Origin of the sequence: Bacillus sp. GC_Bacil_1, from assembly GCF_026540675.1 — a bacterium.
Classification (GTDB): domain Bacteria; phylum Bacillota; class Bacilli; order Bacillales; family Bacillaceae_G; genus Bacillus_A; species Bacillus_A cereus.
Window position 1 is genome coordinate 256,190 of sequence record NZ_JALNUG010000003.1, and the last position, 26,458, is coordinate 282,647.

Here is a 26,458-nt window from a genome sequence, read left to right on the forward strand (position 1 = left end):
TATTAAATATTGACCAAAAAAACTAGGTGAAATCGATTCTTTTATTACATTACCATACCGCCATCAACATTTAACGTTTGACCTGTAACATATTTGCTTTGATCAGAAGCAAAAAACGTTACAGCATTCGCGATATCTTGCGCTTCACCAAATTGAGCAGCTGGAATAACTTTTAACATTTCGGCTTTAATATTCTCATCTAGTACATCAGTCATATCAGTCGCAATAAAGCCTGGCGCAATTGCATTCACAGTAATATTTCGACTTGCTAACTCTTTTGCAGATGTTTTTGTTAATCCAATAACACCCGCTTTAGCAGCAACATAATTAGCTTGCCCTGGGTTTCCTATAACACCCACAACAGAAGCGATATTTATAATTCTACCGTGACGTTGACGCATCATATAACGAGATACTGCTTTTGTACATAAGAATACACCTTTTAAGTTTGTATTAATAACTGTATCCCATTCTTCTTCTTTCATACGCATTAATAAATTATCTTTTGTTACACCAGCATTATTTACAAGAATATCAACTTGTCCAAATGTGTCTACTGTTTGTTTCACCATATTTGTAACATCATCAGCATTTGCAACATCTGCTTTTACCGCAATTGCATCAGAACCTAATTTCTTAATTTCATCTACTACTTCATTTGCTTTTTGTTCATTACCTGCATAATTTACTACTACATTTGCCCCTTGTTTCGCTAAATCGATCGCAATCGCGCGACCAATTCCACGTGAAGCGCCAGTTACTAATGCTACCTTCCCTTTTAACATCAGTTTTCTCCTCTCAAATTTGAAATGGTATCTTTTAATGTCTCTTCATCATATATCGCATATGCTTTCACTGATGAATCAATTGACTTCATAAGTCCAGCAAGTACTTTTCCAGGCCCAATTTCAATAAATGTATCTACTCCCTGCTTCACCATACATTCAATAGACGGGTACCATAATACAGGCGAATAAAGCTGTTCGATTAACTTTTCTTGAATGTCGGCACCACGTGTAATAACATCCGCCGTAACATTTGCAATAACAGGAATATTCGTATCATGAATTGTAATTTCATTCAAAACACTTTGGAACTTCTCAGCTGCCGGCTTCATAAGTGAAGAATGGAATGGCCCACTTACTTTTAGTGGAATTGCTCTCTTTGCACCATTTTCTTTCGCTCTTTGAGAAGCAAGCTCTACGCCTTGCTTCGTTCCAGAAATTACAATTTGCTTCGTACTATTCATATTAGCGATTTGCACTGCATATCCTTCACTTGTTACTTCTTCTGTAACTTGTTTCAGCATATGTGGGTCAGCACCTAATATAGCTGCCATTGCACCTTCCCCGCCCGGAACAGCTTCTTCCATATATTCCCCGCGTTTCCTTACAGCATATACCGCATCTTCAAAAGTTAATGCACCAGCTGCTACAAGAGCGCTATATTCACCTAAACTATGACCAGCGACAAAGTCAGGTGTAATGTCATACTCTTTCAAAGCTGTCAAAATAGCAAAACTCGTTGTTAATAATGCAGGCTGAGCATTTGTTGTTAATGTAAGCTTTTCCTGCGGCCCTTCAAAAATCACTTCTGAAAGTGAATCTTGTAACACCTCATCTGCTTTTGCAAACACTTTTGCAACCTCTTTATTATTCTCTGCTAATTGTTTACCCATTCCAACTGCCTGTGAACCTTGGCCCGGAAAAAGAAATGCTATTTTTCCCATTTCAAATCCTCCTCTTATTGGAGTGACTCTTCCTCCATTACGCTTGAAATTGTAGGAATTACTTCTTTCGCTACCATTTCTCTCGTTTGACGAATCGCACTAAATATCGACTGGTCATTAGAAGAACCGTGAGCCTTAATGACAGGTGCTTTCAATCCAAATAATGCAGCTCCCCCATACTCCGAATAATCCATTTTATCTTTTAATACCATAAGTTTTGGCTTTAATACCGCCGCTGCTAATTTGCTCGTAAACGAACTCATTAGTTGTTCTTTCAACATAGAGAATAGCGCAAGTGCTGTTCCTTCTAATGATTTCAACGCTACATTCCCTGTAAAACCATCACATACAACAACATCTGCTACACCTTGCAATAAATCTCTCGATTCAACGTTCCCAACGAAATTAATTGGCGCATCCTTAAGTATTGCAAATACTTGCTTTGAAAGCTCGTTTCCTTTTCCATCCTCTGTTCCAACGTTTAATAGTCCAACACGAGGATTTTCAATTCCTCTTACCTTCTCAGCATAAACAGATCCCATTACTGCATATTGATATAAATGAATTGGTTTTGCATCAACATTTGCTCCAACATCTAACATAACAAAACCTTTTCCATCTACAGTTGGCATTGTAGGCGATAAAGCTGGTCGCTCAATTCCTTCCATACGACCGACAACAAATAATCCAGCTGCCATTAAAGCTCCTGTACTACCTGCGGATATACAAGCGTCTGCTTCTCCATCCTTTACTTGCTGTGCCGCAAGTACCATTGAAGCTTGTTTTTTTCGACGAACCGCTCTTACTGGTTCCTCCGTCGATTCTATTTTTTCGTCTGTATGAAGAATAGTAATTCGTTCATCACTCGTTAAATATTGACGAATTTCCTCTTCTTTCCCTACTAACGTAATATGTAGATCAGAATATTCCTTAATAGCTTTCATTGCCCCTAATACTACAGCCTTTGGAGCGTGATCTCCGCCCATTGCATCTATTGCGATTTTCATAAGTTGTTACCTTCCTCACTATAATTACTAGATCGATACATTTCAAAAGTGCCTGTAAAAACAAGTTCTTCTCCAACGAAGCTACGCACTTTGACAACCGTCCGTCCCTTATCATTCTCTACGTCTTCAACACGCGCTTTTGCAACAACACGCTCTCCTAATTTTACAGGGCGAATGTATCGAATGGTAGACTTTGCAGTTAAAGCTAATTCTTCATCAATAACCGCAACAGCTAGTGAGTTTGCTTGCGCAAACAGATGATGCCCACGGGCAATTTGATTTCTTTTAAATACATGTTCTACCTTTACTTCAAAGATAGAGATTGCATGTCTATCTAATTCAATATCAATAATTTCTCCGACAACCTCTTCTAACGGTAAAGATTTCACATCTTCTTCATGTTGCTTTGTCGCTACATGTTTAATTCTCTCTCTTAATTCAGGAATAGACAATTCCATACGATCCAGTCGTACTGTTTGTATACTCACTTGAAATTTTTCCGCTAAATCTTCATCCGTAATAAAAGGATTTGATTCGATTGTTTGTTGTAATAATTCTTGTCTTTCTTTTTTACTTCTTCTTTTCTTCATACCGCACCATCCATTTTTATGACTAGGTACTAACAGTAGTATATAATCATTAAAAGTAGAATGCAACAAAAATTTTTGTTGACTCCCTTTAATCGAGCTTCTCTCCTTGGAACACACCTGTCCCATCAAGATACGTACGCAAGGCAGCGTACTGATCATTGTGCCAAAATGCTTCTGAATCTACTAGTATCGCCGCATCTTGCCTTGCTGTTTCTAACGCTCGATAATCGTGTACCATGTCAGCAACCTTAAATTCTGGTAAGCCACTTTGCTTACTCCCAAAGAAATCTCCAGGACCTCGTAATTCTAAATCTTTTTCTGACAATACAAATCCATCATTTGTTTCAGTCATTATGCGCATTCTTTCTTTTCCTGTTTCTGATTTAGGGTCTGCTATTAATAAACAATATGATTGTTCACTACCACGCCCGACACGCCCTCTAAGCTGATGAAGCTGCGATAAACCGAAACGTTCTGCATCATAAATAACCATCACAGTCGCATTTGGTACGTTCACACCCACCTCAACAACTGTTGTCGATACAAGAATTTGCACTTTATTTTCACTAAACTGACCCATTATCTCTTCTTTTTCCTGAGACGATAATCTCCCATGCATCAATCCAACTTGGCATTTCCCTTGGTAATGATGCGTCAGCATACTATGTAAGTCGATAGCATTTTGCACATCAAGTTTCTCAGATTCTTCAATTAGAGGACAAATAACGTATGCCTGTCTTCCTTTTTTTATTTCCTTCTCAACAAAACCGAGGACGCGATCTAACATATCATGTTTTGCCCAGTATGTTTCAATCACCTTTCTACCTGCTGGCATCTCATCGATTATCGAAACATCCATCTCTCCAAATGCAGTAATTGCAAGCGTACGCGGAATTGGTGTCGCTGTCATAAATAATACATCTGGACTTTCACCTTTCTCCCGTAAAACTCGGCGCTGCGCTACACCAAATCGATGCTGTTCATCTGTAATAACGAGACCCAACCTATGAAATATAACTTCATCTTGAATTAAAGCGTGCGTTCCAACAAGAATATCTATTTCTCCTTGTTCTAACTTCGCTAAAATTTCTCGGCGTCTTGCACCTTTAACAGAACTTGTTAGCAGTTCCACCTTCATACCAAAATGCGAAAACGTTTCAGCAAGCGACTGATAATGTTGCTCAGCTAAAATTTCTGTAGGAACCATTAAAGCACCTTGATAATGAGCTAATTTCGATGCATAAAGGCCAATCGCAGCAACAACTGTTTTCCCAGAACCAACGTCACCTTGTAATAGTCGGTTCATCCGATAAGGAGATGTCATATCTTTTAAAATTTCATCTACAACTCGGCGCTGCGCACCAGTTAACGGGAACGGCAATGCATCGATAAATTCTTGTAATTCTACTGACGGAATCTCTTTCTTCGTCCCTTTTGAATTTTCCCTCTCCATTTTCCTCAGTGTTTGCATTTTCAGCTGAAATAAGAAAAATTCCTCATATACAAAACGGCGACGCGCTTGCTTTAAATCCTCCTGTCCTACCGGAAAATGCAAAGCCTTAAGTGCTTCATATCTTGGTAATAATTTATACCGGCCTAACAAACCATCCGGTAACACTTCGACTATAGAATCTCCATATTCCTTTAACGCTTGAGCAATAAAACGACGCATCTGTTTTACTGTAAGTTTCCCCTTTACTGAGTAAACAGGCTCCACTTCTTGTTGACGTACAACTGGCCCAAAATGAAGTTCTGATACAGCAATTGTTTGACGATGTTGATCCCATTTACCAGTAATCGTTACCGTTTCATCTAACGTTAATTTTTGCTTATAGTAAGGCCTATTAAAACATACCGCCGTAATTAAATAACGACCGACGAGAACACGAACTGTTAGACGCGATTTCTTCTTACCATAATATTGCAGCAAAGGAGCACTATGGACCTTCCCTTCAATCGTTACACGTTCATCATGCTTTACTTCAGCAAGATCTTTCATCGCATAATCTTCATAACGGTACGGAAAATGTTCTAATAGATGAGAAACTGTATAAATCCCCATCTCATGTAGTAACTCAGATGTTTCTCCTCCGATCCCCTTTACATCCGTAACAGGAACTTGTACAACATCATTCAAGATTCTCACACCCCGTCACATTATTTTCTTTATTGCATTTTATTTGAGTACCAATTAGCATCTGTAATCGCTCTCTTTCACCTTATATATTCTATCATAGGCATTCTAAGAGAAACTACTCAAATCCCTTATATAAAACAAGTAAAAAAGAGCCTCACTATTAGCAGCAAGGCTCTTTTCTCTCTTCAATATGCTAGCCTTTTGAATAAAAACTAGTAATAAACTTCATATTACTACTTCTTATCCATTAGCAAGTAAGTAATCCATTTATTTTCAAAACGAATCTTATCTTATTCTACAGAGAAGATGAAAGAATACACTGGTTGGTTTCCAGCATGCACTTCTACTTCTGCATCTTCAAATTTCTCTTCTACAAATTCAACTAACTCCGCTACTTCTTCGTCAGTTGCATCTTCACCTTGTAGAATCGTTACGATTTCAGAATCTTCATCAATAAGCGCTTCTAGTAATTGCTTCGCAGCTCCTACTTTTTCAGCATTTGTAGATACAATTTTTCCATCTGCAATACACATGAAGTCATCTTTTTGAATTGCTACACCATCAATTTCCGTATCACGTACAGCATACGTAATTTGACCTGTTTTCACATGAGATAAAGCTTCTTGCATGTTTTCTTCATTCTCTTCTAACGTTCCAACTGGGTTAAATGCTAACATTGCTGCCATACCTTGAGGAACTGTTTTCGAACGAACAACAATAACTTCTTGATCTACAACTGATGCCGCTTGTTCTGCTGCCATTACAATATTTCCGTTATTCGGTAAAATAATGATTTTTTCAGCATTCGCTTCTTCAATTGCCTTCACGATATCCTCCGTACTTGGATTCATCGTTTGACCACCTTCGATAACTTTCGTTGCGCCGATGCTCTCAAATAAAGTTTTAATACCAGACCCCATTGCCACAGTTACGATACCATATGGTTGTTTTTCTTTCGATTGAGCTGGTTGTTCAGGAACCATAGCAGGTTCATCTAATAAAGCAGTATGCTGTTCACGCATATTTTCTACTTTAATCTTAATTAAACTACCGTATTTTTGCCCGTAGTTCATAGCGTCTCCAGGATGTTCTGCGTGGATATGAACTTTTACAATTTCATCATCAGACACAACTAGTAGAGAATCACCATATACACTAATATCTTCACGGAATTTTTGTTCAGAGAAATTATGCTCTTTCACCTTTTCAGCCTCTAATTTCACCATGAACTCCGTACAATATCCATACTTAATATCTTCTGTACTCAATTGGCTTTGTACACTACGGTGATGTTCTGCGCGTACCATCTCATTCATAGATGTTTGCGTCGGTGCATCAGAAGAAATCGTTTCTCCTTTTAAGTCAGCTAAAAATCCTTCGTATACCACTACAAGACCTTTACCACCGCTATCTACAACGCCAACTTGTTTTAATACAGGTAATAAATCTGGCGTACGATTTAACGATGCGTTTGCTTCTTTCACAACGTCTTCCATAAACAAAACAAAGTCGCGCTGTTTTTTCGCAACTGTTACTGCATATTTACCCGTTTCTCTTGCAACCGTTAAAATCGTTCCTTCAATCGGTTTCATAACCGCTTTATAAGCCGCCTCTACTCCAGCTTCTAGTGCTGCAGCAAAATCAACTGTTGTTAATTCTTCTTTTTGTTCAATGGATTTAGAGAAACCACGGAACAACTGAGATAGAATAACTCCAGAGTTACCACGAGCTCCCATTAATAATCCTTTTGCTAAACTTACGCCGACTTTACCAGCATGCTGTGAAGGATTTGCTTTCACTTCACGCGCACCTGAAGTCATAGATAAGTTCATGTTTGTACCGGTATCGCCATCTGGAACTGGAAATACGTTTAATGCATCAACAAGCTGAACATTATTTGTTAAATTATTCGCTCCTTGCATGATCATTTGTGATAAACGTTTTCCATCAATTTTTTGAATTGACACAGATTTTCCTCCTTAATGCACATTACAAGTTTATTACTTTAACTCCTTGTACGTAGATGTTTACAGAATCTACTGCTAGTCCTACAGTTTGATCTAATGTATATTTCACTTTCGTCTGCACATTATGTGCCACTTCTGAAATTTTCGTACCATAGCTCACAATAATATACATATCAATATGTACTTCATCTTCATCTTTACGAACAATAACACCTCTAGTGAAGTTTTCTTTTCGTAAAATGTCTGTTAATCCATCTTTTAACTGATTTTTTGATGCCATACCTACGATACCGTAGCAATCTACCGCGGCACCTCCAGCAATTGTTGCAATTACATCTGTACTAATATCAATTTGACCGTACTTCGTTTTAATTTCAATTGACATCTCGTTTCCCCCTTCATAAATGGTGAAAGTGAGCTAGACTACTTTAGTTACTATCATATAATCTTTTTAAAGAAAATTCCATCGTTCTTTCTTTTCACTCTCATATTTTATGTTTTAAATTACACTTTTTTATGATGAGCAAAATAGTCCATTGTTATTATACAACATGTACCACTATAATATGTCAAGCAATTTTTATGGATTTTAACTTTTCTTCATTGACATATAGTGTCAAGTAAATTTTCTTGATTTCTTTTTTCTACGGTGTTGCATTCTCTTTTTAGTTGTGTTAAATTATAGTAGTGTTTTTAGCATCGCATAAAAGACTAACATTGAAAAATTACGTATGGTAAGGTATCAAGGGAGGGAAATATAAATGGCTCGTGTTTGTGCTATTACTGGAAGAAAAGCTCGTTCTGGTAACTCTCGTTCTCACGCAATGAACGCTACAAAACGTAAGTGGGGCGCTAACCTTCAAAAAGTTCGCGTACGCATCGACGGAAAAGTTCAACGTGTTTACGTTTCTGCTAGAGCATTAAAATCTGGCAAAATCGAACGTGTTTAATAATAAAAAAAAGAGCCGATAGGCTCTTTTTTTACTATAACAATGGAAAAAGCACCGGTGATAGGTGCTTTTTTTAATCTTTTTTGAAGGTATTTAACATTGCACGAACAATTCCACCAAGAAATTTAGGTAACTTAATTGTATAAAATCTCATGGTTTCCCTCCTAATCCCCATTACTCCACTTGGTCACTATATGATGTAAGGAGCAAAATTGTTTCTTCAATCAGTGCTTCTTATCAACATTAATATGCCAGAAGTAAATGAAAAAGTACCTTTTTCCTCAACGAGTTCGTTACTAATACAAAGTGTTGATCCCCACTCTATTGTTTTATTAGTAAGAGGGTACTTAAAACCAAACAATGTAATCCCTTCCACTATTTCAGTAACTGGTACAAAAGATACATAAGGAAAATTTTTATTTCCTTCAATTATATGTGTACCCACTTTTTTAACTGTTATTTCATTTTTATTGTCCAAAATACACATTTCTATCTCTACTTCTAACCCTTTTAAAAGCATTTGTATATTTGCCAAACCGTGATCAAGTCTTCCACCGGTAGCACCAAAAATACGAATTAGTGCCGGCTTCTGTCCTAATGCCCAGTTGATTGCAATTTCTAAATCCGTTTGATCTTTTTCCCGCGGAACAACATGTAATTCGTTCGTTTGCTGTCCCATCCATACTAATTCTTCTTCAGTAACTGAATCGTAATCTCCAAACGCAACAGCCGGGGTAATCCCTTTCTTTAATAGACGGTATACTCCCCTATCAACCGCAGCCCACACTACTTCCTCATTCTCATATCGAGCAAAATCTGCGCAATATTCCGAAGGTCCTCCTGCCAAAATATGAATAATCATTTTTTCTTCCCCTTCCATTGTAAAAAGGCAATCTGCCATTCGGTAGATTGCCTTTTTACATATTTTTACCCTATCCTATGAATACCTTACTAGGATAAAAGTTCATCACTACCCACGAATTACGCGAATTGCTTCACCGCGGTCTTTTTGATTGTATACTGCTGATCCAGCTACAAGTACATTTGCTCCTGCTTCCACACAAAGTCTTGCTGTTTCAGCATTTACACCACCATCAACTTCAATTTCTACTTCTAGATTGCGCTCTTTCACCATGTCTGCAACTTGTTTAATTTTCGGTAATACAGAATGGATAAACTTCTGTCCACCAAATCCAGGGTTTACTGTCATAAGTAATACCATATCTATATCTTCTAATACATGCTCAATCACTGAAACTGGCGTATGTGGATTTAATACAACGCCCGCTTTAATACCGTGAGATTTAATTAACTGAATTGTACGATGCAGATGTGGACACGCCTCTACGTGAACAGTAATAATATCCGCTCCCGCTTGTGCGAAAGTCGGGATATAGTTATCAGGATTTTCAATCATTAAATGTACATCTAATGGTAATGATGTAATTGGACGGATAGCTTCTACAATTAATGGTCCAATCGTAATATTTGGTACGAAGTGTCCATCCATTACGTCAACGTGAATGTAATCCGCTCCGCCCTTTTCTACATCTTTAATCTCTTCCCCTAATTTTGAAAAATCTGCTGATAAAATCGATGGTGCAATTTTAATCATAACTAATACCTCGGCTTTCTCTCTCTAATTTCTTCTACGAATTGTTTATAGTTCTTATAGCGATATTCTGTAATCTTCCCTTCTTCAACCGCAGCTTTCACAGCACATTTCGGTTCAGAAAGATGTGTACACCCTCTAAATTTACAGTATTGGCTCGCTTCTTTCAACTCTGGAAAACAATATGTAAGATCTTCTACTTCTATATCAATGAAATCTAGTGAACTAAAACCCGGTGTATCCGCTACTAGTCCACTCCCAATTGCAATTAATTCTACGTGTCTTGTCGTATGCTTCCCGCGTCCTAAATGGGAGGATATATCATTTGTTTTCAGCTCTAATTCTGGACGTAGCACATTAAGCATTGAAGATTTCCCAACACCAGATTGACCCGCAACGACAGAAACACAATTTTCTAAGTATGGTTTTAATATATCAATACTTTCTGACGTATTAATAGAAGTAAATAAAACATCATAACCCATCTCACGATAATCATTCGCATATGCTTCAACAGTTGCTTTCATCTTTTCATCTACTAAATCCATCTTGCTAATACAAATAATTGGTTTAATGTTATGATATTCAATCAGCACTAAAAATCGATCTAACAGTCCAGGATTAAAATCTGGTTCTACTGCAGAGAACACAAGGATCGCTTGATCGACATTAGCAATAGGAGGTCTAACAAGTTCATTTTTTCGATCAAACACTTCAAGCACATAACCTTCAGTTGGATTATCTGCCTGAAAAACAACTTGGTCTCCTACAAGTGGTGTAATTTTATTTTTTCTAAATACACCTCGCCCACGACATTGCGTAACCCCTTCTTCATGCTGCACGTAATAAAACCCACTTAAAGCTTTTATAATTTTTCCTTCTGGCATAGAATTCTCCTTTTTTTGTATAAGGTGATGCTGAATTTAAAAATGAATGGATTTAAATTTTCCAAATAACGATTTCAAAACCTACCATATATACTTTCGCTAATATACATTAAATTTCCCATTAAATGCAAAAAAATAATTACAGCTGCATCACTTTACTAGCTTTTTGAATCATATATTTTTGCCTGCTATACCGTCCACTTTGTAGACAGCATAACAGGCAATAATAATAATAATAATAATAATAATAATAATAAGTAGACTTTCACTATTATTAAGTTGGATATGGTACTTCTTTATCAATAATCGTTACTCCATCTCGTACAATTTTATAGTGTCCCTTTGAACCTTCTTGAATTACAAATTCTAAAGAAATAGTCGCTGATTCAGTAATTGTTCTCGTTTCAACCGGTCTATCCATTTTTTGCTGCATGTCTTCTTTATAAATTTCTATTGTTTGCGGCTTTTTTTCACCTGTTACAGCAGGCTCATATGGGATAGAGATATTGTCCACTTTTACCGTTTTAGTCACTTTAGGCTTTTGACCATCAGAGATAATAATAGTTACTTTATCTCCCTCTTTTAATGGTGTACCTGGTTTTGGAAATTGCGAAATTACAAGTCCTTTTTCGACTGAATCTGAATACTCTCGTTTTATATCTGACGTTAGTTTTCTCTCATTCAAATAACCAGTTACACTATTTTCAGTCCACCCCGAAAAGTCACCTGGTCTAATTTGATAAGGACCTTTACTTACCCAGATTTTCAGTTCTTGCTCCGCTTCTATAACCATTTGATCAGGCGTCGGAATTTGCTCTACAATTTCACCTTTCGGCTTATCATTTTCAATATAATTTACTGTAACTTGTTTATATTTTTCTTCTAACTCAGCTTTTACACTCTCAAAGTTTTTCCCTGTGAAATTCGCCATCTTACTTTTCTTTTTTCCACCTGATTGATAGATAGTAATTTTAGCGTTTTCTTTTACGACTCTTCCTGCTACAGGTTCCGTTTTTATTACATCCCCAACTTCAATATCATCTGTATATACAATATTAGGCTCCGTCACCTCAAAGCCCTTTTCTACTAACGTATTTACAGCTGTCGTGTATTTCATACCAGCCACATCAGGAACTTTCACATCTTTCGGAATAAATAATCCTGGAATAACCGTAAGCGCTAATGTTATTCCTATTGCTAAAAATAAAAATGTTGAAATTAAAACTTTAAGCCACTTGTTACTCCGTTTTTTCTTCTTATCTAACTCAGCTGCTTCTGCTCTTATCGGTTCTTCCACCTTACTCCCTTTTAAAACAATCGTTTCATCACTTACATTTTCAAATAATTGTTCTTGTTGAATAATCGGAATCGCTTTCGTCGCTTCCATATCTTCTGGTATGTAAAATGGTTGCTCATTTATCCTCTCTGGATATAGCGCAGTTTCAATATCTCGCTTCATCGCATTGGCAGATTGATATCGATGGAAAGGATCTTTTGCAGTTGCCTTTAATATAATATTTTCAACACTTTGCGGAATATTTTCATTCCATCTTTTTGGTGATGGGATTTCACTTTGTAAATGTTTTAAAGCTATAGCAACAGCAGATTCGCCAGAAAACGGTTGTCTTCCTGTTAACAATTCAAACATAACTATTCCAAGAGAATAAATATCCGATTGTTTATTTGCTATCCCACCACGTGCCTGTTCTGGTGATAAATAATGGACTGAACCCAGTACTGAATTTGTATGTGTAATTGTTGTTGCACTTGTAGCTGTCGCAATTCCAAAATCTGTTACTTTTATTATTCCATCAGCTCGAATTAAAATATTGTGCGGCTTTATATCACGATGCACAATTTCAAAATGATGGGCGTGTGCCATGGCGGATGTTAACTGCTCCATAATATCAAGAGCTTCTCCTATAGGTAACATACCTCGCTCAATTATGTATTGCTTCAATGTTTGCCCGGGTACATATTCCATGACAAGATAATATATACCATCTTCTTCTCCGACATCATACATATTCACAATATTTGGATGCGACAACGTTGTAACAGACTGCGCTTCTCGATGGAAACGTTTAATAAACTCTTCGTTATTTGAGTAGTCGAGTCTTAATATTTTTACCGCTACATCTCGGCCAAGTATATCATCATGAGCTAAATATACATTGGCCATTCCGCCACCACCAATCATTTTCAGCAGCTTATAACGGTCATTTAAGCGTTTTCCAATCAGCACGTTGCACTTCACCTACTTTCGTTTGTCGAACCCGCATAATCAATAAGAACAAGTGTGATATTATCTTCTCCACCGCGATCATTCGCCAATTGAATGAGACGCTGCCCTTTACCTTCAAGCTGTTCATTTAACTGTAAAATTTGTTGCATATCATCAATAGAAACTTTGTTTGATAACCCATCAGAGCAAAGAAGTAATTGATCATCTTCCTCAAGCACCAACGTTTTAACATCTAATCCAACTTTTTCTTCTGTTCCTAGCGCTCTTAATAACACATTCTTTTTCGGATGATACTCTGCATCTTCCTTTGAAATTTCACCATGTCTCACAAGCTCATTTACAAGCGAATGATCTTCCGTTACAAGCGTCATTTCTCCTTCTGATACCATATAGCAACGACTATCTCCTATATGCCCTATCGTCACAAAACTTGGTGTACAAACAGCTATTATAAGCGTTGTTCCCATACCATTACATTCTACATTTTGCTGAGCGTATTCATATATGCGCTCATTAATAATCCCAACACTAGTATGTAACCATTGTTCTACTTTTTTCGGTTCATTCATATTATGCGTTTGCTTCCAATAATCATGGAATAATTGAATGGCCATCGAGCTAGCTACATCACCAGCTCGATGACCTCCCATTCCATCTGCTACTACCGCTAAAACATTTCCATCTAAATTGTGAAAAACTCCTGCACTATCTTCATTATGTTGACGAACTTTTCCTTTATCCGATAGAAATACGGCTTTCATCTCGTCACCTCGTCTCTTCTTTGCGCTCCTTCGCACGCAACTGACCGCAGGCTGCGTCAATATCATGACCTTGTTCACGGCGAATCGTTACATTCACTCCACGATCTTTTAACGTTTTCTCGAACAAGAAAATTTGCTCACGTGGTGTACGTACATAATCACGTTCAGGTACGTAGTTTACCGGGATTAAGTTTACATGACATTTTACACCTTTTAAGAGCGCAGCAAGCTCTTCAGCGTGCTCAACTTGGTCATTTTCTCCTCCAAATAATCCATATTCAAAAGTAATACGGCGCCCTGTTCTATTTACATAGTATTTAATAGCTTCCATTAAATCCGGTAATTTATAAGCACGGTTAATCGGCATTAACTTTGAACGTAATTCTGAGTTTGGAGCATGCAATGAAATCGCAAAATTAATTTGTAGTTCTTCTTCAGCAAACTTATAAATTTTCGGGATAATTCCACTCGTCGAAACAGTCATATGTCTAGCACCAATATGAAGTCCTTTTTCATGGTTAGTGATGCGTAAGAATCCCATTAAATTATCGTAGTTATCAAATGGTTCTCCAATTCCCATAACAACAAGAGAACTTACACGTTCTTCTGTTTCATCAAGCGCACGCTGAACTTCTACTACTTGCGCTACGATTTCTCCAGCTTCTAGGTTTCGTTTTAGTCCACCAAGTGTCGAAGCACAGAACGTACATCCAATACGACAACCAACTTGCGTTGTTACACAAATGGAATTTCCATATTCATGTCGCATTAATACCGTTTCAATAGAATATCCGTCATATAATTGGAATAGGAATTTAATCGTTCCATCTGAAGACGTTTGTTTTACTAACGTGTTTAAAGTAGTAATATCAAAGGAATTCGACAATTTATCACGCAATCCTTTAGAAAGGTTTGACATATCCTCATAATTTTTTACACGTTTTTTATATAGCCAGTCAAAAATTTGTCCAGCGCGGAACTTCGGTTCTCCTTGTTCCTTTAACCAATCTTGCATTTCATGAAGTTGTAAAGAGTAAATTGATGGTTTCTTCGTTTCTACATTTTTCTTTTGTTTTCTTACAGTTGTTTCCATGATGCTACACCTTCTTCCTTAAACAAGCAATATAAAAGCCATCCGTTGCAAAATAATGCGGTAAAATTTGTACTTGACCTTCATTAATATACGGACTTAATTTTTCTGGCATACGTTCTTTTATCGTAGTATCCCATTCAAATTCAGGATGTTCTTTTAAAAATTTATCTATTACTTGTTCATTTTCTATTTTCTCAATTGTGCACGTACTATAAACAAGACGACCGCCTTGTTTTAATAATGGTGCTATTTTTTCTAGTAGCGCAAGTTGAATCGTCGATAATCTTTCACTATCGCCTTTATCTTTTCCTAACTTAATATCAGGCTTACGTCTAATTACACCAAATCCAGAACACGGTGCATCTACCAATATTTTATCAAACGTTTCATTTGCAAAGTGCTCTTGCACTTTTCTAGCATCTAGCGCTTTTGTTTCGACATTTTCTAGACCAAGTCGCTCTGCTTGCTGTTTAATTAAACGTACTTTGTGTGCATGTAAATCAAGGGACATGACCTTACCAGTTCCCTTTAATCGTTCCGCGATATGCGTTGTTTTTCCGCCTGGAGCAGCACAACTATCAAGAACTGCATCTCCCGTATTCGGTTCTAAAGCGCGTGCTACAAGCATAGAACTTTCATCTTGAATAGAAAGAAATCCTTTTTTAAACGCTTCTGTATGCGCTACATTTCCTCTTTCAATCTGAATTGCATCATCTGACAAGTCACCACGTTTTGCTTCTATACCTTCACTTGCCAACAACTCAATCGCTTCTTCTACCGTTACCTTATCAACATTCACACGTGCTGTTGGTACAGGTGGTAACATGTTTACTTCGCACATTTTCTCTGCAGTTTCTAAGCCATATGCAGAAGTCCACTCTTGTACAAGCCAAACTGGATGACTCGTCGCAATTGCAAGACGTTCTACTGGATCCTTGATTTCATCTACAGAAGGTACACCTTCTCTCTGAATCGAACGTAATACACCGTTCACCATACCAGCAATTCCTTTATGCCCGCGACGCTTTGCAATCTCAACCGCTTCATGAATAGCCGCTCTTTCTGGCACTCGGTCTAAATAAATCATTTGATATAAAGATAAGCGAAGCAATACTCTTACCCACGCCTCAACCTTCTTTTTTAAAAAAGGCTGTAAATAATAATCTAATGTGTCACGACGTTGAATCGTTCCATATACAATTTCAGTTAATAAACCAATATCTTTTCTATCAATTGCACTTTTTTCAATTAGATTATTTAAAAGTAAGTTGCTATATGCACCACTTTTTTCCACTTGAATTAAACCATCAAGAGCTAATTCACGAACATTTTGTCTCATGCATTTTCTCCTAACTTCGTTCCAATTTCAGGTTTTGTTCCACGTAAAAATTGTGAACAACTCATACGCTTTTTACCAGAAGGTTGCAATTCAGTAATTTTAACACCTGTTTCATTACTAGTTGCTACAACAAAACCATCTTCTTCGATTGCAACAATCGTACCTGCTTCAGCCGGTTCAGTTACAGGCACTTTTTCTCCCCACCATACTTTAACAACTTGTCCTGCTAAAGTTGTATAAGCAACTGGCCATGGATTCAATCCGCGAATGTGATTGTATACTTCTTCACCTGTTTTTGTCCAATCAATTTTCTCTTGTTCACGTTTTATATTGTAAGCAAACGTTACTTCTTCTTCGTTTTGTTTAATCGGTTCTAACTTACCTTGAATTAATAAAGGTACTGTTTTAGATAGAAGGTGTGCTCCAGCTTCACTTAATTTATCAAATAATGAGCCTGTCGTTTCACGCTCTTCAATTTCCACTTCCACTTGCGTTAAGATATCACCAGCATCCAATTTTTCTACCATATACATAATTGTAATACCAGTTTTTTCTTTACCTTCCATAATTGCATAATGAATTGGTGCACCACCACGAAGTTCAGGAAGTAAAGAAGCGTGGACATTAATACATCCATAGTTCGGTGCTTCTAAAATTTCATTTGGTACAATCTGACCAAATGCAGCTGTTACAATTAAATCTGGCTCTAATGCCAATACTTTTTCATATTCATCTTTTTCACGAATTTTTAACGGCTGTAACACAGGGATACCATGTTTTTCCGCTTCAACTTTAACAGGTGTAGGTGTTAATACTTTTTTTCTACCTACTGGACGATCAGGTTGCGTCACAACACCTACTACCTCATAGCCATCTTCAATAAGACGACGAAGCACCGGCACTGAAAAGTCCGGTGTTCCCATAAACACTACTTTTATCATTTAAAAACCGCTCCTTTTAACACCTATTCTAGTTCGTTTTCTTCATAATATCTTGTCACTTTCGATGTAAATAAAACACCGTGTAAATGATCGATTTCATGTTGAATTGCACGCGCTAAAAATCCTTCCGCTTCTAATAAAAATACTTTCCCACGGCGATTTTGCGCTCTTACTTTAATATAATCGGCACGTTCTACTTCACCATAAAGTCCCGGGAAGCTTAAACAGCCTTCGGGACCTACTTGTTCACCACGTTTTTCTAATATTGATGGATTGATTAACTCGATTTTCCCAGTATCATCATCGACATCAACAACCGCTACTTGCAAGCTTACACCTACTTGAGGCGCAGCTAAACCGACTCCGTCCGCAATTAACATTGTTTCATGCATATCTTTCAACAATTTCACTAACTTTTTATCAAAGTTAATTACTCTTTCACATGGTGTTTCTAACACTTCATTTGGATGCTTTATTATTTCTAAAACTGCCATATTTCCCTCCGCTACATTAACATTGTTGGATTAAAATCAATTGAGATTTGTAGCTCTTTTTGCATTTCTGCTTGATAATGTTCATTTACCATTTTGAGCACGTTCTTTAAGTTTGGTTCCCGTTTGTATTTTATCATGCATTGATAACGATATCTATCTTTTATCCTTGGAATTGCTGAAGCAACTGGTCCTAACGCCATTGTTTGCTGTGAGCAATGCGTTCGTAAATACGAGGCAATTTTTTCCGTCACTTGCACCGCTTTTAATAATTCTGGATGAGATACGGTTATGAGTACAACATAGTAATATGGGGGATATTGTCTTGTTCGCCTCATTTGCATTTCTTGGTCAAAAAACACATCATATTGTTGGTTCTTTGCTAACTCTATACTGTAATGTTCTGGCGTATACGTTTGAATCACAACTTCCCCTGGCAATTCATGTCTACCCGCTCGTCCACTTACTTGCGTCAATAACTGATATGTCTTTTCACTTGCCCGAAAATCAGGTAAGTGAAGCATCGTATCTGCAGTTAAAACCCCAACAAGAGTTACTTTCGGAAAATCTAATCCTTTAGCAATCATTTGTGTTCCAAGTAATATATCTGCTTTTTCTTCCCCAAATGCCTTTAATAATTTTTCATGCATTCCTTTTCGACTTGTCGTATCTACATCCATTCGAATGACTCGCGCCTCTGGAAATAGTTTTGTAATTTCTTCTTCTACCTTTTGTGTACCTGTACCAAAGAAACGAATGTATGTACTTTGACAAGCAGGACACTCAGTTGGCATATTTTCTTCATAACTACAATAATGACATTTTAAACGATGATTCATTTTATGATATGTCAATGAAATATCACAATGCGGACATTGTACAACATACCCACAATCACGGCACATAACAAATGTAGAATGACCTCTTCTATTTAAAAATAGTACCATCTGTTCTTTCTTTTCTAATCGATCTGCTATTTTTTCATGCAGCGCCTTAGAAAACATTGATCTATTCCCGTCACGAAGTTCTTCTCGCATGTCAACAATCTCTACCGTTGGTAAAGCTTGTTCATTCATACGTTTTTCCATTGTTAGTAGTTCATAAACACCTTTTTTCGCCCTTGCAAACGATTCAAGTGTTGGTGTCGCACTACCAAGAACGATAGGACATTTATGATATTGCCCTCTCCAGATAGCTACATCTCTTGCATGATACCTCGGATTATCTTCTTGTTTGTAACTTGATTCATGCTCTTCATCAATAATAATAATCCCTAAATTCTCAAAAGGCGCAAAAACGGCTGAACGCGCACCAACTACAACTTTCACTTCTTTTCTTAAAATCTTACGCCACTCGTCATACTTTTCTCCAACAGACAACGCACTATGAAGAACTGCAACTTGCGAGCCAAACCTACCTTTAAAACGATCCACCATTTGGGGCGTTAGTGCAATTTCAGGAACAAGAACGATAGCTTCTTTTCCTTTCTCGAGCACTGCTGCTATAGATTGTAAATATACTTCTGTCTTTCCACTTCCTGTAACACCATATAGTAAAAATGGATTATAAGTTTCATTTGTAATTGATGATAAAATCGGTGTAATAACTTGTTTTTGTTCCTCCGTAAGTGGAAATGGTTTCGTTTGTTCAAAATCATCATCGTCATACGGATTTCGGTATACTTCCACATAATTTTCTGAAATGAAGCCCTTTTTAACAAGTGCTTTTATTGGAGCATCTGTTATTTGTAACTCTTCTGTAATTATTTTCAACGGTACACTTTTATAATTTTCCACAAAATAATAAAGTACATCTTGTTGTTTTTTACTTTTCAGTTCAAATGCCGCTAATTCCAATTTATCTTCTGGCAACTCCGGCTGAACAACTCTTTGCTTCTTCTTTTGTACTTTATCTTTCACTTGATAAACGACTTCAACCGTACCATTTTTAATTTCTTGTTGAATAGTCCGGTATAAATGTGGCTGCTGCTCGATTACTTCAAAATCAATTGCTTCTTTATCCTGAAATAAATATAGTATTTCAGATGCTATTTCTTCCTGCTTACAAATTTGTAGACGTTTTTTATACGTTGCTTTTATCGCAGTTGGAAGCATCACTTGAAAAGCTGAAATCATGTAGCATAACGTTTCACTTGTAAGCCAATATCCAAGCTTTAATAATTCATCATTTAAAACCGGTGTTACATCTAATATTTCATGGATTGTCTTTAACTTCTTACTTTCTACATCCACCGAATCTTTAATCCCAATAATAAAACCTTGTAATTTCCTTGGCCCAAACGGAACTACTACACGCATTCCTGTCTGTACAATATCTTCCCATTTTTCAGGGATAATGTAATCAAATGGTCGATCTGTCTGACGGGCAGGTACATCAACAATTACACTTGCAAATTTCATAAACGATCATCTTCTAACATCATTTCAATTTGCTTTAATATTTCACGAGCTACCTCTTTTTTCAGTAAAAGTGGTAACTCAATAACTTTTCCATCTTTTCTATACATTGTTACAATATTCGTATCCGTGCCAAATCCAGCTCCTTGCGCTTTTACATCATTCGCGACAATCATATCTGCATTTTTCTCACGTAGTTTTTTCGTTGCATATTCCTCTACATTTGTCGTTTCAGCAGCAAAACCGATAAGTAACTGTTTATCCTTTTTCTGACCTAACGTTTTTAAAATATCCACCGTTCTTTCGAGTTCAATGACAGCATCACCATTTTGCTTTTTCATTTTATTATCATGAACATATTTCGGACGATAATCTGCAACTGCTGCTGTTTTAATGACAACGTCTACGTTTTGATAATGTTGAAGAACTGCTTCTAACATATCTTGTGCAGATTCCACTTGCACTGTCGTTACATGTAACGGTGGATTTAATGCTGTCGGTCCTGAAACGAGTATAACATCAGCGCCTAAATTCGCCGCCACTTCTGCAATCGCATACCCCATTTTTCCAGAAGAAAAATTCGTCATAAAACGAACTGGATCAACTTTTTCACGTGTTGGGCCAGCAGTTATTAATATTCTTTTTCCCTGCAATGGTTTGTGTTCTGAGAAAGCTTCCTCTAACCGTGCAATAATCGCTTCAGGTTCTTCTAGTCGTCCCTTCGCTACATATCCACATGCTAAAAAGCCTTCCCCAGGCTCAATAAATGTATATCCTAGCGTTTTCAATGTCATCATATTTTTTTGAACAATTTTATTTTCATACATATGCACATTCATAGCAGGCGCAATCCATACCGGGGCTGTAGTAGCTAACAGAGTAGTTGTAATCATATCATCTGCAATACCACCAGCTAACTTTCCAATACAATTGGCAGTAGCAGGTGCGACAAGTACAACATCCGCCCAATCTGCTAAATCAATATGAGCAATAACAGCCGAGTCTTTCTCATCAAACGTATCCGTATATACATCATGGCGAGAAAGCGCTTGGAATGTAAGAGGCGTAACAAACTTCATTGCCGACTCACTCATCATTACTTTTACAATCGCGCCAGATTGTGTCAATTTACTCGTTAACGCAGCTGCTTTAAAAACCGCAATGCCTCCTGTTACACATAGAAGTATCTTTTTCCCTTTTAGCATATGACTCGTCCTCTTTCTTTTTCAAACTTATAATACTGAAATAGAATTCCCAGCTCGTCAGTACCAATATTTCATTCCTTTCGTAAAAAAATAACAACCTACTTGTAAATAGGTTGTTACCGTTACATAGAAAATTATAAAGTCTATGTTTTATTTTGTCGAAGGCAAAGGCTTATTCAGCTACTTTATCTTCACTTGGTACGTAGCTTAATGCTTCTGCATCGATTTCTTCTAATGCTTTACCTACACATTTATGAGAAACAGGTTGCTCTACAACACAGTTATTAGCAAGTTGCATTTCACGTGCGCGTTTTGCAGCCACTGTTACTAATGTGTACTTAGAATCGATTTTTTGTAGTAATGAGTCAATTGATGGATTTAACATAATTATAGACCCTCCGTCATTTCTTTATAATATTTTGCTACCCTTTCGCGGCGGCAATGTTCGCCAACCACAATTGCTTTAATTCTATCACAAGCTAATTCAACTTGATCGTTTTCTACTACATAGTCGTAAGCGTCCATCATCTCGATTTCTTCTTTCGCTACAGTTAAACGATTTTCAATAACATCTTCAGTCTCTGTACCACGTCCGACAATACGGCTCTTTAGTTCAGATAAACTTGGAGGTGCTAAGAAAATAAATACACCTTCTGGGAAAGCTTTCTTAACTTGAATTGCTCCTTGCACTTCAATTTCTAAGAATACATCTTTTCCTTCTTGTAATGTTTTTTCAACATAGTCAATTGGTGTTCCGTAATAATTACCTACGAACTCAGCCCACTCAAGTAATCTTTCATTACGAATCATTTCCTCAAATTCTTCTCTTTCTTTAAAGAAATAATCCACACCATCTACTTCACCTTCACGCGGCTTACGTGTCGTTACTGAAATAGAGTACTGAAAACGTGTATCCTCATGGCTAAACAGCTCTTTACGAACCGTTCCTTTTCCAACCCCAGAAGGCCCTGAAAGAACGATGAGCAATCCTCTTCTACTTCTCATAAATATGTAAAACCTACCCTTCCTCACTTAAATCTTCTTTATTATTCAAACGATGTGCAATCGTCTCTGGTTGAATTGGACTTAATACAACATGCCCATCATCCATAACAATAACCGCCCTTGTTTTTCTCCCATACGTAGCATCAAGCAAAGCATTATGTTCGCGTGCTTCTTGTACTGTTCGTTTAATAGGAGCTGACTCCGGACTTACAATAGCAATAATTCGATGAGCAGATACAATATTTCCGTATCCAATATTTAAAAACCGCATGGCCATAGTTTGCGCCTCCTAGTAAGTCTATCCGATTTCTCCACCACGTATAACTTTATATATTTTTTGAAAGCTACTCAATATTTTGTACTTGTTCACGAATTTTTTCAAGGTTATTTTTCATTTCTACAACATATTTTGAAATTGTTAAGTCATTTGCCTTAGAACCAATCGTATTAATTTCTCTATGCATCTCTTGCACGATGAAATCCATTTTCCTTCCAACAGGCTCTTCAATCTGCAATGTTTCACGAAATTGCTCTAAATGACTTTGCAAACGAACTAACTCTTCATGAATATCACAACGCTCTGCAAAGATTGCGACTTCTGTTAGCAATCTTTGTTCATCTAACTCTTGATTATGTAATTCTTTTAAGCGATTTTCTAATCGTTCACGATATTTTTGTGTAACAATTGGTGCATGTGGAATAATTGCATTTACACAATTGCTAATCTCTTGTAAACGATACGCTATATCTTTATGTAATCGTTCTCCTTCGTCATCTCTCATCGTTTTCAACATATGAGCAGCTTGACGAACAGCCTCATATAAACTGTTCTCAAAATGTTCATTTACATTTTCTATTTCTTCAATTGCTGTTACTTCTGGCATTGCCATTAATTGCTCGAGTGTAATAGAATCTTGTAATTGAAACTTTCCTTTTATATCTTCCATCATCGATTGGTACTGCTCAAGAAGTGACCAATTCACACTTAATTTTCTTTCAACAAGTCCTTCACCTGCTATACTAATAGACACTTCAATGCGTCCACGTCGAACTTGCTGTGCAATTATTTTACGAATTTTGTCCTCAAATACCATCATTTGCTTAGGAAGTCGAATACTCATCTCTAAAAAACGGTGGTTCACCGATTTCATTTCTACTGTAATTTGAAAAGTATCACTTTCTACTTTCGATCTTCCAAACCCTGTCATACTAGAAATCATTTTTATCACATCCAAGCCATAAAATAACTCAATGAAAAAGGTAATAGAGACAAGGCTCTACTACCTTCTGTAAATTATATCACATTTTCATAACATTGACTATTTCAAGTTTAATCCCTTCTTATATAACATTGGCTTTTTCTTTTTCGCCTTTTTCCCTGTTAATAAAGAACCTACTAGTAAGAAAGTCGGAATTGATGACAAACCTCCAATTAATAACCAATCTCTTGCTTGTATCGGCATTGTGCTAAAAATCGGTTGTAACGGTGGATAATATATCACCACTAGCATGAGTAGTAATGAAATGATAACCGCCCCTACTAAATACACGTTCCCAAATGGATTACGATGAAAGACAGAATGCTCACTACGACAATCAAATACATGAATAAGCTGAGCAAGTACCAACGTCGCGAACGCTACAGTTTGTGCATATTTCAGTTCATTTGGATGTTGGTTATACGCAATAATAAACGCTACTAACGTCACTGCCCCAATTAAAAAACCTCGACTTATTATTTTCCACGCAAGCCCTCTAGCGAATACCCCTTCTTTCGGGTGGCGCGGCGTTCTCTTCATCACATCTCCTTCAGCCTTATCCAAACCTAATGCCATCGCTGGTAAACCATCAGTAACTAAGTTCACCCATAAAATTTGAATAGGAACCATCGGCAGGGGTAATGCAAGTAACATCGCAAATAACATAACTAAAATTTCTCCAACATTTGATGCTAATAAATATCGGATGAACTTACGTATGTTCTCGTATATATTTCTTCCTTCTTTAATCGCTGACTTAATTGTAGCAAAATTATCGTCTAGTAAAACAAGTGAAGAGGCTTCTTTTGCAACATCTGTCCCTGTAATCCCCATCGCTATCCCAATATCCGCTGTTTTTATAGCTGGAGCATCGTTCACTCCATCACCTGTCATCGCTACTATATGCCCTTGATTTTGCAGTGCCTTAACAATTTTTAATTTATGTTCAGGTGATACACGAGCGAATACATACGTATCTTCTACAACATTTTCTAATTCCTCCACATCCATATTCGCGAGTTCTACTCCTTCAACAACGCGTCCATCTGGTGGCAAAACTCCTAATTGTTCAGCAATCGCCATTGCTGTCACTTTATGATCACCTGTAATCATTACTGTTCGAATACCAGCTTCTTTACACTCTTTTACCGCCTGCGCCACTTCTGGTCTTGGTGGGTCAATCATACCTTGTATCCCAACTAACATAAAATCTCTTTCAACGTCTCTTTCATGTTCAATAGAATCCGTTATTTTTAAAGGTTTAAACGCAACTGCAATTGTTCGAAGCGCTTGACTACCTAAACTATGAATAGCCGCCTGTACTTCTTTTCTATATAGCTCACTTAACGGCTGTTGCTTATCCCCCCATAAAATCGTTTGACTCATTTGTAAAAGAACATCCGGTGCTCCCTTCGTAACAATAAACTTTTTCCCCTCTCGATCTCGTACAATAACACTCATCATTTTTCGAGTTGAATCAAATGGAAATTCACGAATAACTTCAAATTTCCCTTTCAATGCCTCACGTGTTATCCCAGCTTTCATTGCTGCAGCTACAAGCGCTCCCTCTGTTGGATCTCCATCTAATACGTACGCCTTTTTCTTTTGAATAATATTTGCATTGTTACATAGTGAACCAAATGTAAGTAGCTGATAAAGTGCTTTTGTCTTAGCTGGATTCACTTCTTTTTCACCTTTCATAAAAGAGCCGTTAGGTTCATATCCTTGCCCTGTCACTTTCCACAGTTCTCCGCCTGACCACATATGTGTTACCATCATTTTGTTTTGCGTCATTGTTCCCGTTTTATCAGAACATATAACGGAAGCACAACCTAACGTTTCTACGGCTGGTAACTTTCGTACAATTGCTCTCTTTTTTATCATACGCTGTACACCAAGTGATAAAGCTACTGTAACAATTGCCGGCAACCCTTCTGGAATAGCCGCAACAGCCAGAGACACACCAGCTAAAAACATATGATATACTTCATTCCCTTGATACACACCAGCTAATACAACGAGTGCTGTCAAAATAAGAGCCACAATAATTAATATTTTTCCGAGCTGTTCTAACCTTCTTTGCAGTGGTGTTTCCATTTGCTCTGCATTTTGTAACATATTTGCAATTTGCCCCATCGCTGTATTCATACCAGTTGCTACAACGACTCCTGTACCAGATCCTCGCGTAATCATTGTCCCCATAAAAGCCATATTTTTTTGATCACCAATTGCAACATCTTGCCCTTGCAATGCTTCTACCTTCTTTTGTACAGGTACGGACTCCCCTGTCAAAGCAGACTCTTCAATATATAAACTTGATGCTTCAACAAGACGCACATCAGCCCCAATACGATCACCACTGGAAAACTTAATAATATCACCTAAAACAAGTGCTTTAGATGGTGCTTTTACCCACTTTCCATTCCGCATTACAGTAACTTGTGGAGCGGCTAGTTCCTTTAAAGCTTCCAATGATTTTTCAGCTTTTCTTTCTTGAAAAAATCCGAGAATACCATTGATAATAACAATGGCAACAATAGCAATAGAATCAATGTATTCACCTAAAAACGCAGAAACAATTGTTGCTCCAAACAAAACGAGTACCATGAAATCTTTAAACTGTGCTAAAAATACCATTAGTGCAGAAGGCCTTTTTGCTTCTTCTAATTCATTAGTACCAAATTTCTTTACGCGCCCTTCTGCTTCTTTCTCTGTAAGTCCAACCTTTACATTCGTATTCGTTCTTTCTTCCACTTCATGTGCCCGCATTCCATACCAGTTCATCCTGCCATCGACCTCCTGATTCCAGACATACTCTATTGA

25 protein-coding genes are annotated in these 26,458 nt (G+C 37.2%); 1 reads left to right on the forward strand and 24 read right to left on the reverse strand.

The features are described 5' to 3' along the window. Positions 1-44: 44 nt before the first annotated feature. From fabG to OXT04_RS06680, 7 genes are all read right to left on the reverse strand, one after another. Positions 45-785, reverse strand: coding sequence for a 3-oxoacyl-[acyl-carrier-protein] reductase (fabG, locus tag OXT04_RS06650; protein ID WP_000911769.1), 741 nt, complete (start codon positions 783-785; stop codon positions 45-47). After that, on the reverse strand, positions 785-1,729 hold the full coding sequence (gene fabD, locus OXT04_RS06655; RefSeq protein ID WP_000515902.1) for an ACP S-malonyltransferase: 945 nt from the start codon (positions 1,727-1,729) through the stop codon (positions 785-787). Before fabD ends, fabG begins: the two co-directional genes overlap by 1 nt. A 14-nt stretch (positions 1,730-1,743) precedes the next feature. Next, on the reverse strand, positions 1,744-2,736 hold the full coding sequence (plsX, locus tag OXT04_RS06660) for a phosphate acyltransferase PlsX (RefSeq protein WP_000684097.1): 993 nt from the start codon (positions 2,734-2,736) through the stop codon (positions 1,744-1,746). After that, positions 2,733-3,326 (reverse strand): transcription factor FapR, encoded by a 594-nt coding sequence (gene fapR / locus OXT04_RS06665; RefSeq protein WP_000747349.1) that lies wholly within the window; start codon positions 3,324-3,326, stop codon positions 2,733-2,735. The genes plsX and fapR overlap by 4 nt, the downstream gene beginning before the upstream one ends. A gap of 88 nt (positions 3,327-3,414) precedes the next feature. Then, positions 3,415-5,463 carry an ATP-dependent DNA helicase RecG gene (recG, locus tag OXT04_RS06670; RefSeq protein WP_267414041.1) on the reverse strand — a complete coding sequence of 683 codons (2,049 nt, stop codon included), beginning with the start codon at positions 5,461-5,463 and terminating at the stop codon, positions 3,415-3,417. 290 nt (positions 5,464-5,753) lie between these two features. Continuing rightward, positions 5,754-7,430 carry a DAK2 domain-containing protein gene (locus OXT04_RS06675; RefSeq protein ID WP_000027131.1) on the reverse strand — a complete coding sequence of 559 codons (1,677 nt, stop codon included), beginning with the start codon at positions 7,428-7,430 and terminating at the stop codon, positions 5,754-5,756. 22 nt (positions 7,431-7,452) lie between these two features. Next, on the reverse strand, positions 7,453-7,815 hold the full coding sequence (locus tag OXT04_RS06680; protein ID WP_000021109.1) for an Asp23/Gls24 family envelope stress response protein: 363 nt from the start codon (positions 7,813-7,815) through the stop codon (positions 7,453-7,455). Positions 7,816-8,191: 376 nt separating this feature from the next. On the opposite strand from OXT04_RS06680, the gene rpmB reads away from it, so the two are divergent. Beyond that, positions 8,192-8,380, forward strand: a complete 189-nt coding sequence (gene rpmB / locus OXT04_RS06685; RefSeq protein ID WP_000124776.1) for a 50S ribosomal protein L28 — start codon at positions 8,192-8,194, stop codon at positions 8,378-8,380. A gap of 73 nt (positions 8,381-8,453) precedes the next feature. Here the strand turns inward: rpmB and spoVM are convergent, their stop codons facing one another. The 17 genes from spoVM to OXT04_RS06770 form a co-directional block, all read right to left on the reverse strand. Continuing rightward, positions 8,454-8,534 (reverse strand): stage V sporulation protein SpoVM, encoded by an 81-nt coding sequence (gene spoVM, locus OXT04_RS06690; protein WP_001213599.1) that lies wholly within the window; start codon positions 8,532-8,534, stop codon positions 8,454-8,456. A 66-nt stretch (positions 8,535-8,600) separates the two neighbouring features. Continuing rightward, entirely contained in the window at positions 8,601-9,281 is a 681-nt protein-coding gene (locus OXT04_RS06695) for a thiamine diphosphokinase (protein ID WP_141549607.1), read from the reverse strand. Between the two features lie 69 nt (positions 9,282-9,350). After that, positions 9,351-9,995: a ribulose-phosphate 3-epimerase gene (rpe, locus tag OXT04_RS06700; protein ID WP_000589974.1), complete on the reverse strand. Its 645-nt coding sequence runs from the start codon at positions 9,993-9,995 to the stop codon at positions 9,351-9,353. Positions 9,996-9,997: 2 nt separating this feature from the next. After that, positions 9,998-10,879 (reverse strand): ribosome small subunit-dependent GTPase A, encoded by an 882-nt coding sequence (gene rsgA / locus OXT04_RS06705; RefSeq protein ID WP_001113932.1) that lies wholly within the window; start codon positions 10,877-10,879, stop codon positions 9,998-10,000. 274 nt (positions 10,880-11,153) lie between these two features. After that, a complete protein-coding gene (gene pknB / locus OXT04_RS06710) occupies positions 11,154-13,124 on the reverse strand; it encodes a Stk1 family PASTA domain-containing Ser/Thr kinase (protein WP_097822644.1) in 1,971 nt (656 codons plus the stop codon). Between the two features lie 8 nt (positions 13,125-13,132). Next, positions 13,133-13,885 carry a Stp1/IreP family PP2C-type Ser/Thr phosphatase gene (locus tag OXT04_RS06715; RefSeq protein ID WP_000648708.1) on the reverse strand — a complete coding sequence of 251 codons (753 nt, stop codon included), beginning with the start codon at positions 13,883-13,885 and terminating at the stop codon, positions 13,133-13,135. Between the two features lie 4 nt (positions 13,886-13,889). Then, positions 13,890-14,978: a dual-specificity RNA methyltransferase RlmN gene (gene rlmN, locus OXT04_RS06720; protein WP_000450550.1), complete on the reverse strand. Its 1,089-nt coding sequence runs from the start codon at positions 14,976-14,978 to the stop codon at positions 13,890-13,892. Positions 14,979-14,982: 4 nt separating this feature from the next. After that, complete coding sequence (gene rsmB / locus OXT04_RS06725; protein WP_097822643.1) at positions 14,983-16,317, reverse strand: 16S rRNA (cytosine(967)-C(5))-methyltransferase RsmB; 1,335 nt, start codon at positions 16,315-16,317, stop codon at positions 14,983-14,985. Further along, on the reverse strand, positions 16,314-17,258 hold the full coding sequence (gene fmt, locus OXT04_RS06730; protein WP_000598809.1) for a methionyl-tRNA formyltransferase: 945 nt from the start codon (positions 17,256-17,258) through the stop codon (positions 16,314-16,316). The genes rsmB and fmt overlap by 4 nt, the downstream gene beginning before the upstream one ends. A gap of 23 nt (positions 17,259-17,281) precedes the next feature. Then, positions 17,282-17,752 (reverse strand): peptide deformylase, encoded by a 471-nt coding sequence (gene def / locus OXT04_RS06735; RefSeq protein ID WP_000279455.1) that lies wholly within the window; start codon positions 17,750-17,752, stop codon positions 17,282-17,284. An 11-nt stretch (positions 17,753-17,763) separates the two neighbouring features. Next, complete coding sequence (priA, locus tag OXT04_RS06740; protein WP_267414045.1) at positions 17,764-20,169, reverse strand: primosomal protein N'; 2,406 nt, start codon at positions 20,167-20,169, stop codon at positions 17,764-17,766. Further along, positions 20,166-21,371 (reverse strand): bifunctional phosphopantothenoylcysteine decarboxylase/phosphopantothenate--cysteine ligase CoaBC, encoded by a 1,206-nt coding sequence (gene coaBC, locus OXT04_RS06745; RefSeq protein WP_000911748.1) that lies wholly within the window; start codon positions 21,369-21,371, stop codon positions 20,166-20,168. Before coaBC ends, priA begins: the two co-directional genes overlap by 4 nt. A 172-nt stretch (positions 21,372-21,543) precedes the next feature. Beyond that, complete coding sequence (rpoZ, locus tag OXT04_RS06750; protein ID WP_000933961.1) at positions 21,544-21,756, reverse strand: DNA-directed RNA polymerase subunit omega; 213 nt, start codon at positions 21,754-21,756, stop codon at positions 21,544-21,546. A 2-nt stretch (positions 21,757-21,758) separates the two neighbouring features. Then, positions 21,759-22,376 (reverse strand): guanylate kinase, encoded by a 618-nt coding sequence (gene gmk, locus OXT04_RS06755; protein ID WP_001257742.1) that lies wholly within the window; start codon positions 22,374-22,376, stop codon positions 21,759-21,761. Between the two features lie 13 nt (positions 22,377-22,389). Continuing rightward, the gene (gene remA, locus OXT04_RS06760) at positions 22,390-22,653 is read right to left on the reverse strand and encodes an extracellular matrix/biofilm regulator RemA (protein WP_001251456.1); all 264 of its coding nucleotides are present in this window, start codon (positions 22,651-22,653) and stop codon (positions 22,390-22,392) included. Positions 22,654-22,720: 67 nt separating this feature from the next. Then, positions 22,721-23,596 (reverse strand): YicC/YloC family endoribonuclease, encoded by an 876-nt coding sequence (locus OXT04_RS06765; RefSeq protein WP_000625865.1) that lies wholly within the window; start codon positions 23,594-23,596, stop codon positions 22,721-22,723. Between the two features lie 99 nt (positions 23,597-23,695). Next, positions 23,696-26,419 (reverse strand): calcium-translocating P-type ATPase, SERCA-type, encoded by a 2,724-nt coding sequence (locus OXT04_RS06770; protein WP_267414047.1) that lies wholly within the window; start codon positions 26,417-26,419, stop codon positions 23,696-23,698. Positions 26,420-26,458: the final 39 nt, after the last annotated feature.

Bases quoted from the DNA above. Each gene is read 5' to 3' on its own strand.
- priA (WP_267414045.1), bottom strand. From the start codon at position 20,169: ATGAAATTTGCAAGTGTAATTGTTGATGTACCTGCCCGTCAGACAGAT.
- fabG (WP_000911769.1), bottom strand. From the start codon at position 785: ATGTTAAAAGGGAAGGTAGCATTAGTAACTGGCGCTTCACGTGGAATT.
- rsmB (WP_097822643.1), bottom strand. From the start codon at position 16,317: ATGAGACAAAATGTTCGTGAATTAGCTCTTGATGGTTTAATTCAAGTG.
- fabD (WP_000515902.1), bottom strand. From the start codon at position 1,729: ATGGGAAAAATAGCATTTCTTTTTCCGGGCCAAGGTTCACAGGCAGTT.
- OXT04_RS06680 (WP_000021109.1), bottom strand. From the start codon at position 7,815: ATGTCAATTGAAATTAAAACGAAGTACGGTCAAATTGATATTAGTACA.
- OXT04_RS06715 (WP_000648708.1), bottom strand. From the start codon at position 13,885: ATGAAAGCCGTATTTCTATCGGATAAAGGAAAAGTTCGTCAACATAAT.
- OXT04_RS06695 (WP_141549607.1), bottom strand. From the start codon at position 9,281: ATGGCAGATTGCCTTTTTACAATGGAAGGGGAAGAAAAAATGATTATT.
- rpe (WP_000589974.1), bottom strand. From the start codon at position 9,995: ATGATTAAAATTGCACCATCGATTTTATCAGCAGATTTTTCAAAATTA.
- rpmB (WP_000124776.1), top strand. From the start codon at position 8,192: ATGGCTCGTGTTTGTGCTATTACTGGAAGAAAAGCTCGTTCTGGTAAC.
- remA (WP_001251456.1), bottom strand. From the start codon at position 22,653: ATGGCCATGCGGTTTTTAAATATTGGATACGGAAATATTGTATCTGCT.
- plsX (WP_000684097.1), bottom strand. From the start codon at position 2,736: ATGAAAATCGCAATAGATGCAATGGGCGGAGATCACGCTCCAAAGGCT.
- rsgA (WP_001113932.1), bottom strand. From the start codon at position 10,879: ATGCCAGAAGGAAAAATTATAAAAGCTTTAAGTGGGTTTTATTACGTG.
- spoVM (WP_001213599.1), bottom strand. From the start codon at position 8,534: ATGAGATTTTATACAATTAAGTTACCTAAATTTCTTGGTGGAATTGTT.
- fmt (WP_000598809.1), bottom strand. From the start codon at position 17,258: ATGATAAAAGTAGTGTTTATGGGAACACCGGACTTTTCAGTGCCGGTG.
- gmk (WP_001257742.1), bottom strand. From the start codon at position 22,376: ATGAGAAGTAGAAGAGGATTGCTCATCGTTCTTTCAGGGCCTTCTGGG.
- rpoZ (WP_000933961.1), bottom strand. From the start codon at position 21,756: ATGTTAAATCCATCAATTGACTCATTACTACAAAAAATCGATTCTAAG.
- coaBC (WP_000911748.1), bottom strand. From the start codon at position 21,371: ATGCTAAAAGGGAAAAAGATACTTCTATGTGTAACAGGAGGCATTGCG.
- OXT04_RS06765 (WP_000625865.1), bottom strand. From the start codon at position 23,596: ATGATTTCTAGTATGACAGGGTTTGGAAGATCGAAAGTAGAAAGTGAT.
- fapR (WP_000747349.1), bottom strand. From the start codon at position 3,326: ATGAAGAAAAGAAGAAGTAAAAAAGAAAGACAAGAATTATTACAACAA.
- rlmN (WP_000450550.1), bottom strand. From the start codon at position 14,978: ATGGAAACAACTGTAAGAAAACAAAAGAAAAATGTAGAAACGAAGAAA.
- OXT04_RS06770 (WP_267414047.1), bottom strand. From the start codon at position 26,419: ATGAACTGGTATGGAATGCGGGCACATGAAGTGGAAGAAAGAACGAAT.
- def (WP_000279455.1), bottom strand. From the start codon at position 17,752: ATGGCAGTTTTAGAAATAATAAAGCATCCAAATGAAGTGTTAGAAACA.